At 45.0% G+C, this 9456-nt stretch carries 11 protein-coding genes; 5 read left to right on the top strand and 6 right to left on the bottom strand.

Going from position 1 to position 9456, the window contains the following annotated elements:
- Positions 1-131: 131 nt before the first annotated feature.
- A complete protein-coding gene (locus tag ACEW9I_RS09240; RefSeq protein WP_373540057.1) occupies positions 132-1574 on the bottom strand; it encodes an HAD-IC family P-type ATPase in 1443 nt (480 codons plus the stop codon).
- A gap of 145 nt (positions 1575-1719) precedes the next feature.
- Between ACEW9I_RS09240 and ACEW9I_RS09235 the strand changes: the two genes are divergently transcribed.
- From ACEW9I_RS09235 to ACEW9I_RS09215, 5 genes are all read left to right on the top strand, one after another.
- On the top strand, positions 1720-2418 hold the full coding sequence (locus tag ACEW9I_RS09235; protein WP_373540056.1) for a 2,3-bisphosphoglycerate-dependent phosphoglycerate mutase: 699 nt from the start codon (positions 1720-1722) through the stop codon (positions 2416-2418).
- Positions 2419-2499: 81 nt separating this feature from the next.
- Complete coding sequence (locus tag ACEW9I_RS09230) at positions 2500-2724, top strand: hypothetical protein (RefSeq protein ID WP_373540055.1); 225 nt, start codon at positions 2500-2502, stop codon at positions 2722-2724.
- Positions 2717-3103 (top strand): type II toxin-antitoxin system PemK/MazF family toxin, encoded by a 387-nt coding sequence (locus tag ACEW9I_RS09225; RefSeq protein WP_373540054.1) that lies wholly within the window; start codon positions 2717-2719, stop codon positions 3101-3103. Before ACEW9I_RS09230 ends, ACEW9I_RS09225 begins: the two co-directional genes overlap by 8 nt.
- 93 nt (positions 3104-3196) lie before the next feature.
- Positions 3197-3409: a hypothetical protein gene (locus ACEW9I_RS09220; protein WP_373540053.1), complete on the top strand. Its 213-nt coding sequence runs from the start codon at positions 3197-3199 to the stop codon at positions 3407-3409.
- Positions 3410-3808: 399 nt separating this feature from the next.
- Positions 3809-4084, top strand: a complete 276-nt coding sequence (locus ACEW9I_RS09215; RefSeq protein ID WP_373540052.1) for a hypothetical protein — start codon at positions 3809-3811, stop codon at positions 4082-4084.
- A 171-nt stretch (positions 4085-4255) separates the two neighbouring features.
- On the opposite strand, the gene gap is transcribed toward ACEW9I_RS09215, so the two are convergent.
- The 5 genes from gap to ACEW9I_RS09190 form a co-directional block, all read right to left on the bottom strand.
- Positions 4256-5278, bottom strand: a complete 1023-nt coding sequence (gap, locus tag ACEW9I_RS09210; protein WP_373540051.1) for a type I glyceraldehyde-3-phosphate dehydrogenase — start codon at positions 5276-5278, stop codon at positions 4256-4258.
- A gap of 19 nt (positions 5279-5297) precedes the next feature.
- A complete protein-coding gene (locus ACEW9I_RS09205) occupies positions 5298-6284 on the bottom strand; it encodes a 2-hydroxyacid dehydrogenase (RefSeq protein WP_373540050.1) in 987 nt (328 codons plus the stop codon).
- Between the two features lie 24 nt (positions 6285-6308).
- Positions 6309-7868, bottom strand: coding sequence for a pyruvate kinase (locus ACEW9I_RS09200; RefSeq protein WP_373540049.1), 1560 nt, complete (start codon positions 7866-7868; stop codon positions 6309-6311).
- A gap of 184 nt (positions 7869-8052) precedes the next feature.
- Entirely contained in the window at positions 8053-8709 is a 657-nt protein-coding gene (locus ACEW9I_RS09195; RefSeq protein ID WP_373540048.1) for a DUF6064 family protein, read from the bottom strand.
- Positions 8702-9352, bottom strand: a complete 651-nt coding sequence (locus tag ACEW9I_RS09190; RefSeq protein ID WP_373540047.1) for a hypothetical protein — start codon at positions 9350-9352, stop codon at positions 8702-8704. The genes ACEW9I_RS09195 and ACEW9I_RS09190 overlap by 8 nt, the downstream gene beginning before the upstream one ends.
- Positions 9353-9456 lie beyond the last annotated feature (104 nt).

Raw genomic sequence — 9456 nt, 5'->3', positions numbered from 1 at the left:
TGTTTTTTTGCGTGGTCACGATTAGTTCTAGGGCTGCGAGTCATCTGCTTATATCAGCTCAAATGCTTGTTTAGTAAGAGTTTGACATATTCTCCATTCCTCCTTGACAAAGCTCTAATTTTCTTAACTTGTCACGAATGGGTATGAACTGACTCATCGATCGGCAAAATCTTGTCATCGACTTTCAGTTGTGTGCAGACTTTGAGGACTTCTTCAACTGCACCTTTGCAAATCAGAACGTGGTCTTTGCCAGTTTCGGCGATGATTACTGACATTCTACGTCGCACAAAGTCGAATGGAATTTCATCAAACTTGTGGTAGTCTCTGTCAATATCTAGAGCGGTAAGTTCTTGCTTGCGATCTAATACCGCGACATCCAATAAATTCCTTAATCCAGTCTGGTAGAAGCTATTGAGATAGGCATATTTAAGTACATCTAAACTTTCTTTACCATAAGGATCTAAGTGCCGCTGTAAAACGATTTTATCCTGAGTGAGAGTGCCTGTTTTATCAGTACAGAGAATATTCATCGAGCCAAAATCTTGAATCGCATCGATGTTTTTGACAATCACCTTTTGCTCAGACATGGAGATTGCTCCTTTCGCCAAATTTGCGGTGACAATTACAGGCAACATTTCGGGAGCCAATCCTACCGCCACAGATAGAGCGAAGGTGAACGCCTCTACCCAATTGTGTTTGACGATGCCGTTAATTAGAAATACGAGTGGAGCCATAATCAGCATAAAGCGCAATAGCAGCGTAGTGACACTATTTACTGCTTTATCAAAACTAGTGCGAACTCTAGTGTCACCAAGCGTTTTCGCCAGTGATGCGAGATAGGTATGACTGCCTGTTTCGGCGACTACAGCGGTGCCAGAACCACTAACTACGGTGGTACCCATAAAGCAAAGATTGACTAGCTCTAGCGGGTTTTTCTCCTGCTTATCGATGAGATCTACGTGTTTCTCGGTGGGGAGCGATTCGCCTGTGAGTGCGGATTGACTCAAAAATAAATCCTTGGCAACAATTAGCCGAATATCGGCGGGAATCATGTCTCCGGCTGACAAAAAGATGATATCTCCAGGCACTAGGAACTTCACCGCAATCTCGGTTCCGGTGGTGATACCTTGCTGCTCTTTTGGGGTGGTAGATTTAGTGCGATCCTGACGATTCACCGCTGTTGTAGTGCTGACCATTTCTCGCAGTTTTTCGGCGGCTTTGTTCGATCGAAATTCTTGAGAAAACCGCAGTAATCCACCAAAAATTACCATGATTGTAATGATGAGAGCGGCTGTCGGGCTTCCGGTTAATAGTGAAACGATCGCGAGTACGATTAGTAATAGTGAGAGCGGATTTGTCACCGTTTTCAGCAGTTGAACATACCACCTCTTCGGCTTTTCGCGGGCGATCTCATTTAGCCCCGATTTTGCCAATCGTCGCTGGGCTTCAGTCTCAGTCAGCCCTACCAGTGAAGTGTCAAATAATTGTAGAACTCCGTCTACATCTTTCTGCGCGATATCGACAAGTGCGTTGGCTGAATCTACAGAATTGACATTCCGGCTGGAATTATTCATAAAGTAGTTTAATTTAGTTTGTTAAATTGTCCGGAATTATAAAGTTATTAAGTACTGCGATCGATCTTAGGTTAATCCTGTGAGGATCTCGTGAGGTAGTTATATATTGAGGTAGTAGATTGCGATATCACAAAGAGCGAGAATAATGGCTCAACTAATTTTGGTTCGTCATGGTCAAAGCCTCTGGAACGCGCTCAATAAATTCACGGGATGGGTTGACGTACCCCTGAGCGAACGCGGTCGTGCGGAGGCGACAATCGCCTCCTGTCGGCTCAGTGGGTATCGGGTGAATGTCTGTTTCACTAGTAAATTAATCAGGGCAATCGAGACAGCCACGATTTGTTTGACCGAAAATGATGACATCTGCGGTGGCAAAATTCCGATTATTAAACACGAACAACCCGATCCAGATTGGCGCGGCTGGGACAGCTATGATGGTAATCCGGCGGAAGAACTACCTATTTTTACGAATGCCGCCCTCGATGAGCGGTTTTATGGTGATTTGCAGGGTTTAAATAAGGCGGATACCGCTGCTAAGTATGGCAGCGAACAGGTGCAGCAGTGGCGAAGATCTTACAGTGTCCGACCACCTGGGGGAGAGAGTTTGGAGGATACCCAACAGCGGGTGGTTGATTATTTCAACAGCCGAATTCTGCCTCATCTACTCGCAGGTGATAACGTCTTAATTGCCGCACATGGTAACTCGTTACGATCGATTATGATGATGCTTGACAAGTTGAGTCCAGATGAGGTGACAGCACTAGAACTAGCAACGGGTGTACCGATCGTATACGATCTGGATGCTACTGGAGGATCGATTGATAAAAAGATTCTAAATGATTGACATCATATCCAGTAGCCTATAAAGTTGCGATTGGAAAGTATGTTAAGATAGTATTATCCCACCAACTAGTAGGATTCAGACATGAGCGCGAAAGTGAGCATCACATTAGATGAAGAAGTTTTAGAGTTCGTGGATCGATCGAGCCAAAATCGCAGCCAATTTATCAACGAAATTTTGTCCAAAGAAAAAAAGAGACAATTTTTGAAAGAATTGGAGAATGCCTATACAGAGCTAGCCAACGACTCAGAATATCAGGCTGAGATTGAGTTGTGGGATGTCACAGTTGGAGATGGAATCGATGCCTAGTGGCGATCTACGGTACCGGAGAGGCGAGATCTGGTGGGTGAATTTAGATCCCACAGTGGGAAACGAAACAGCTAAAAAACGCCCCTGCGTAATCCTTCAGAACGATGTAGGCAATGCGAGATCTGACACAACGATGGTAGCTCCCTTATTAAAAGGCTCAAAAGCTTACCCCTTTGTGGTCAACATTGAAGCAACGGTGGGTAATGGACTAGACGAAAATAGAGGAATTCATCTCGAACAAATGAGGGTTGTTGACAATCGGAGAATCGACAACAAGCTGGGAACTATAGAGGATAAATACTGGAGCGAAATCGAGAAAGCTGTTTGTATAGTTTTGGGCTTTGATAAAATTTTCGAGCCAGATATGGTCAACCAATAACAGTCTGTAGTGGCAGACACAGGCCATAATGGTGTTTTTTTAGACTATGCTATTTTCAAGTCAATGAATTAGAGAGCTAAGAGAAAATAGCAAATGAATATCTTTGAAGAGAGCTTACTCAGAACGTATATAGAGTTGATACGACATAGTGACAAGCCAGGATTAGCAGCTCTTATTGTAGATGCTGAAATAGGCATAAATGAAGATTGTGGATATTTGTCTGAGATTCTCATTGCCCTTCCTGCCTGCTACGCTTCTACAGTGCTCGATGATGAGCTGATTCTGAACATCTTCGAGAGTGCATGAAACTATTGATGTCAGGAAGATACTTCGATCCTAATGGAATAAAGTTTGGCACGAAATTTATGACACCAGAAGGGGATTTTAGAAGTTGCTTTTCACCAAGGTAGATACGAAAAAGACAAACAAAAAGATGAGTGGTTTAAGAAGTCTGGAATTCTGTGCGTAGAACACTACACAGCAGAAGAGTGTTATGGCAGAACAACTTCTGTGGTCGATCGCTTCTTATCAATTCTTGAACAGCACAAGAGGTAGAACCAGTAGTAGGTTGGGTTGAGTAGTGAAATCCAACAACCTCAGTGTTTGAGAATCGATTGACGTGTAATGTTTTCAAGCGAGAGTCGATATCCGATCGACTCCCGCTCAAGCTAAAATAGAAAGGTATAGTTGAAACGAGGCAAACCTATGGCAGTTCGCCAGCGACGTTACAGCAAAGAAGAGTTGGCTAGGCGTGGGCAAGAACTCTATGAATCTGGCATTCAACAACAAGTCGAAGTGGGCAACGATGGTAAAATTGTGGCGATCGACATCGAAACAGGAGCCTTTGAGGTCGATGAAAATATCGTACCCGCAACCAATCGCTTGTTTGAGCAATACCCCGATGCTCAACCGTGGGTGATTCGGATTGGACATCGCGCCGTTTATCATTTTGGGGCAAGAAATCTGAAGAAAAATCTATGATTTACGGAGTTGTGAATTTACAAAGGGAAGCAACACTTCCCTTGGTAGTCGGTAATGCCCAAAAACAGCAGCAAGTTGGCATTGCTCTACGGTTATCGATTGCAGGTTGATAATATTGAGGGCGGTATCGTCAAAATTGAAGAGCTGTGATTCCGTGAAATATCTATCGATTCAAATCAGTCCGTCTTTTCTTGCCATAAATAGCATCAGATCGATCGTCCGACAAGCATAAGCCCACTCGTTATCGTACCAAGCCACCACCTTGAAAAAGTTGGCATTTAAACCAATCCCTGCTGTGGCATCAAAGATACTGGAACGAGGATCGGTGCGAAAATCCATCGACACAACTTTATCCTCGGTATAGCCCAAGATGCCATTCAATTCCCCCGCCGCTGCCGCTTTCATCGCTGCACAAATATCTGCATAGGTGGTGGGTTTGACAGTTTTAAAAGTCAGGTCGATGACTGAGACATCCGCAGTACCCACCCGAAACGCCATCCCGCTCAACTTTCCCTTGAGATCGGGTAATACTAGAGCGACTGCTTTTGCCGCGCCTGTTGAGGCGGGAATGATATTCTGAGCGGCTCCCCGTCCGCTCCGCCAGTCTTTTTTACTGGGGCCATCGACAGTGAGTTGGGTGGCAGTCATGGCATGAACGGTAGTCATTAAGCCTTCGGCAATCCCAAAGGTGTCGTGCAAGACTTTGGCAACTGGAGCCAGACAGTTAGTAGTGCAGCTTGCATTGGAAATAATTTCATCCGTTGCCCGATCGAATTCCTGATGATTGACTCCCATTACCACAGTCCAAATCTGGTCGGGGTCTTTGGTTGGGGCAGAGATAACGACTCGTTTTGCTCCAGCTTGAATGTGTTTTCGGGCACCCTCGTAAGTAGTAAAAAGTCCAGTGGATTCAACTACATAATCTGCTCCTAATTTACCCCAAGGGAGTTCGGCCGGATCTTTAATCGCCAGACAGGATACAAAGCGATTATCAATGGAGATGCCGTCAGGCTGGGCTACAACCGTGCCTGGATATGTGCCGTGGGTGGAGTCGTATTTAAATAGGTAAGCAAGGTTATCGGCGGGAACGAGGTCATTCACACCGACTAGTTCTATTTCGGGATGGCTCATGGCAATCCGCGCCACTAGCCGTCCGATCCGCCCGAAGCCGTTAATACCAATTTTGAGTGTCATTTTAAGTTAATTCCTAAATCTAAATTTCATTTTCACAGGGCTGCGATCGTTCTATTTGGGTGATATTTGCTAATGTCACTTCAGCGATCGCCCGCATTGCATCTTCAGTAAAAAATGCCTGATGTCCGGTAATCATCACGTTCGGGAAAGTCATCAATCGAGCAAAGGTATCATCTTGCATAATTCGATCGGATCGATCTTCAAAGAATAATGCTGACTCTTGTTCGTAGACATCTAATCCTAATGCGCCAATTTGGGATGATTTGAGTGCAGTAACAATGGCATCTGTGTCGATTAATGCGCCCCGACTAGTGTTGATTAGCATCACATGAGGCTTCATTTGCGCGATCGCCTCCTTGTTAATCAAGTGATGGTTTTCTGGAGTTAACGGACAGTGAAGCGTAATAATATCTGACTGGGAAAATAGTTGAGATAGCTCCATGTATTGGACTCCGATTGCCTCACATTGGGGGTTGGGAAAGGGATCGTAAGCGAGAACCTTGCAACCAAAGCCCGTCATGATTTGGGCGGTGACTGTGCCAATTTTGCCCGTACCGATAATCCCGATCGACCGTCCATGTAGATCGAAACCGAGCAATCCTTCGAGTGAAAAATTGCCTTCGCGGACGCGGTTATAGGCGCGATGCAATTTGCGATTGAGGGTTAGGATTAGTCCCACAGTATGTTCGGCGACGGCATAGGGGGAATAGGCGGGAACTCGCACTAATTTGATGCCCAGATTTTTGGCTGTCTCCACATCGACATTGTTATATCCGGCAGAGCGCAAAGCAATTAAACTCACCTGATGGCTAGCGAGAGCTTCTAATGTATCTCGATCGACTTCATCATTAACAAAGATACAAACGGCGGTGGCATCTTTAGCAAGGATGGCGGTGTGTCGATCGAGCTTAGGTTCTAGAAATGTTAGTTGATGTTGATGTTGTAAATTAGCGGCTGTAAAAAATTGGCGATCGTATGACTTGGTACTAAAAATAGCAACTTTCATAATTTGAATTGTTGGTTAAAATAATTACCATGAATGAAGTGCCCGCAACTGAGGTGTTTTTTTCAATTGATGGGCTTCCATCCGCGTGAGTACATCATCCAAAATACCGATCGCTTCGGCAATAAATGGCCCTTTGTTTAACATCACACACTCAGCCCGTTCAGACATCGCGACATCGCTCATTTCGCCCCGCGAAGGGATGCCGTCTTTGACCAAATTCTCTAATACTTGGGTTGCCCAAATTACGGGAATATGTGCTGCTTCACAAATCCATAGCATTTCTTCTTGGATCTCGGTGAGACGCTGATAGCCAATTTGAACGGCTAGATCGCCCCTGGCAATCATTACCCCAAAAGATCCTTTTCCTGCGGCATAGACGATTAATTCAGGCAGATTGGTAACGGCAATTGCGGTTTCAATCTTGGCAACGATCGCTGGTGGAGATACTCGGTTTTCACATCGTTTATCTAGCTCTTGTTGCAGTAATTCAATATCGGTAGGTCGTTGGACAAATGAGTAACCGACAATATCTGCATGAACCGCGACAAAATCTAGATCGGCTAAATCTTTTTCAGTGAGTGGACTCAGATCTAAAGCTGTGTCGGGGAAATTCATCCCCTTTTCAGGTTTGAGTTTGACACCTTTAGGACTGGTATTAGTTACTTCTAATAGCAGTCCTGGCTGTTCGCGATCGATCGGATACTGAGTATCGATTACACGAGTCCAAATCTTACCGTCATCGATGTAGACAGGGGTATCAACAGCTAACAAGTCAAGAATACTGGGAATCGTACAGCTAGTCTGGAAATATTCTACATGGGTCGATTTAGCCGGATCTGCTGCACTTTCGAGTTCGGGTTCGCGCCGCGATAGTACAATTCGATCGCCTTTAAATACCCGTTTTTTGTGGTGTGGCGCAAGTACAGCCCCAGTGCGGATTTTGGGGCCGCCTAAATCCATCATAATTTTACAGGTTGTGCCTGTTTCTCGTTCTGCGCGGCGGATATTATCGATCGCACCTTGCCAGATTTCGGGAGTATCATGGGCGCAATTAATCCGCATACAGTTTGCGCCGCGTTGGATAAAACTTCGCACTAGCTCATAGTTGGTAGCAGCTTCAGTATCCAGTGTGACCATAATTCTGGCTCGACGGTGGGGTGAGGACGCACCGAATAGTTCTTCCGTATGCTGCTGTAGTAATCGATCGCCCTCAAAGAAAAACTCGACGGGTGGACGCTGGAAATGTCGATCTGATTTAGACCCACAGATGACTTCTAAAGTGGCAATCACTGCATCGAGAGTGGGCATTACCCGCCCTTCAATCCGACCTAATGAAGATAAGCCCCAAGGCATTAGTGCAGACTGAAGTGAGCGAAGATCGTGCTGACGTAAAGCCAGATATTCAGCCAAATTCACGGCACTATCGATAAACGCCGTCCGCTGAATGTGCGGGTTCCACTCATCAAAGGTGGCCTTTCCTTCGCTTTCAACGGTCTGGCGTAGTGCTTGCAGCGTCGATAGTAAACCCTGGGGAGTGGATAGATTGAGTGATTCGGTATTAGGTTTAGAAATTTGACTAACCATCGAAAAATCAGGAGATCGGTCAACTTTAACAATACTGTACAAAGATGAGGAATCTGTGAGGGAGGCAAGGGTTCGGCAGAGCCGATGCTACGCGAACGGTAGATATATAAAATATTAATAATATTGGCAAATTTTTATACGCGAATAAATGAGCCAATGGGCTGGAGGGGTAACGATCGCCCCTTCAGAATAGGTTCTCCATTTTTTGGATTAAATTGTGCCGAATAATTATAGTTGTGCCGATCGTTCCACCAACAACTAACCCAAAATCTTCTTTAATCCCAAAACTCAACGCCGCCGAAGTTCCGATCAGCGACCACAGAACTGGAATAATTAATAAACTCAATGAAAACCTTTTGTCTGTCCAAATCAGCAATCCAAACGTGAAAATGGCTGTCGGACAAGGTACGCCGAATGTGGGTGATGCCGTGAAAGTTCGTCCTAGGGCATAGCCAATTAATGGATAAATCACCAGGGCATAAGCAATAAAAATTGCACCGGAAATGCCGTAAAAATTTTGGCTATCCCGAAAACTTAACCGATTCCTGACCACGCCTTCGAATAAAAATAACAAGCCTTGAATAATGAATAACGTACCGAACAGATATGCGTGTGGGCTGATTGCTGTAAAGAAAATTAAATGATAAACAATCCCCGTCCACAGCCAGAGAAAACCAAGCGAGCATGAAATAAGTTTGTTTGCGAATGGTTTGCGACTTGCTGCTAGGAAAACTGTAGCGATTGCGACTAGAATTAGTGCAAACTGAAACGGATATATGGCTTGATTATACTTCTCGAATACCTGAAGAAATTGTTCGGTGGTAAAAGGGATTTTAGACATATTGAGTCCGCCCGAAAACTATGCCCAGCAGCAGAAATACAACCGGAGCCATCACACCATAGCCAATGATGCCGATATTCCGAATTTGCATATTCGCAAGTGGCACACCGATTAACCCCGCAAGACTCAGAACACCACTGACAATCATCAGCATCCGCACTGTTTGCTCCAGCCTACCTACCCTGAATACAGGCGCAGCAAAAAGCATGGAGAGGGCAAAGAACCAGTCCCACGCCAGGATGTCTAACGTATATGCCACTGATGGCCATTTGAATGAGAGCAGCCAAGCAACGCTATTCGCTTCAAGCTGTCGGCTCACCGTCAGGATAACGAAGTGGACACTGGATGTGATACCTGCCATCAGGATCGTAAAAATCAGTGCTGCCAGACTGTATATCTTGACATCAGGCGGCGCGTAGGCATGAACGGCAACCATACTAACGACTATCGATGGTGCTATTAAGATGATGAGCAGTTCCATCACAGAGAAGAATGGATCGCAGATCGCATCATCAGGCGATTTGAGGGAGAGAAATCCGAAAATTGTAGTGACAGCGTACACAATACCCATGCAGAATACAGCCCAAGCTGCGACTCTACCGATTATGCGATGCTGAAGTGTGAAAGTTGAGTGGGACATCATTTTCTGCTTATATTCTTTGAATAAAAACTCTTGGACTATTTCCAGGCTCCGATCGAATTTTATCTTTTACTCTCGTACCTAATATTATTAATCCGACATAAATG

This window comes from Chamaesiphon sp., from assembly GCF_041738855.1.
GTDB lineage: Bacteria > Cyanobacteriota > Cyanobacteriia > Cyanobacteriales > Chamaesiphonaceae > Chamaesiphon.
Note: the sequence above shows the minus strand (reverse complement) of the source record. Positions and strands in the feature narration are given on the sequence as shown.

What these genes read in the sequence shown, in the direction of transcription:
- ACEW9I_RS09240 (WP_373540057.1), bottom strand. Translation starts at nt 1,574, where the DNA reads ATGAATAATTCCAGCCGGAATGTCAATTCTGTAGATTCAGCCAACGCA.
- ACEW9I_RS09235 (WP_373540056.1), top strand. Translation starts at nt 1,720, where the DNA reads ATGGCTCAACTAATTTTGGTTCGTCATGGTCAAAGCCTCTGGAACGCG.
- ACEW9I_RS09230 (WP_373540055.1), top strand. Translation starts at nt 2,500, where the DNA reads ATGAGCGCGAAAGTGAGCATCACATTAGATGAAGAAGTTTTAGAGTTC.
- ACEW9I_RS09225 (WP_373540054.1), top strand. Translation starts at nt 2,717, where the DNA reads ATGCCTAGTGGCGATCTACGGTACCGGAGAGGCGAGATCTGGTGGGTG.
- ACEW9I_RS09220 (WP_373540053.1), top strand. Translation starts at nt 3,197, where the DNA reads ATGAATATCTTTGAAGAGAGCTTACTCAGAACGTATATAGAGTTGATA.
- ACEW9I_RS09215 (WP_373540052.1), top strand. Translation starts at nt 3,809, where the DNA reads ATGGCAGTTCGCCAGCGACGTTACAGCAAAGAAGAGTTGGCTAGGCGT.
- gap (WP_373540051.1), bottom strand. Translation starts at nt 5,278, where the DNA reads ATGACACTCAAAATTGGTATTAACGGCTTCGGGCGGATCGGACGGCTA.
- ACEW9I_RS09205 (WP_373540050.1), bottom strand. Translation starts at nt 6,284, where the DNA reads ATGAAAGTTGCTATTTTTAGTACCAAGTCATACGATCGCCAATTTTTT.
- ACEW9I_RS09200 (WP_373540049.1), bottom strand. Translation starts at nt 7,868, where the DNA reads ATGGTTAGTCAAATTTCTAAACCTAATACCGAATCACTCAATCTATCC.
- ACEW9I_RS09195 (WP_373540048.1), bottom strand. Translation starts at nt 8,709, where the DNA reads ATGTCTAAAATCCCTTTTACCACCGAACAATTTCTTCAGGTATTCGAG.
- ACEW9I_RS09190 (WP_373540047.1), bottom strand. Translation starts at nt 9,352, where the DNA reads ATGATGTCCCACTCAACTTTCACACTTCAGCATCGCATAATCGGTAGA.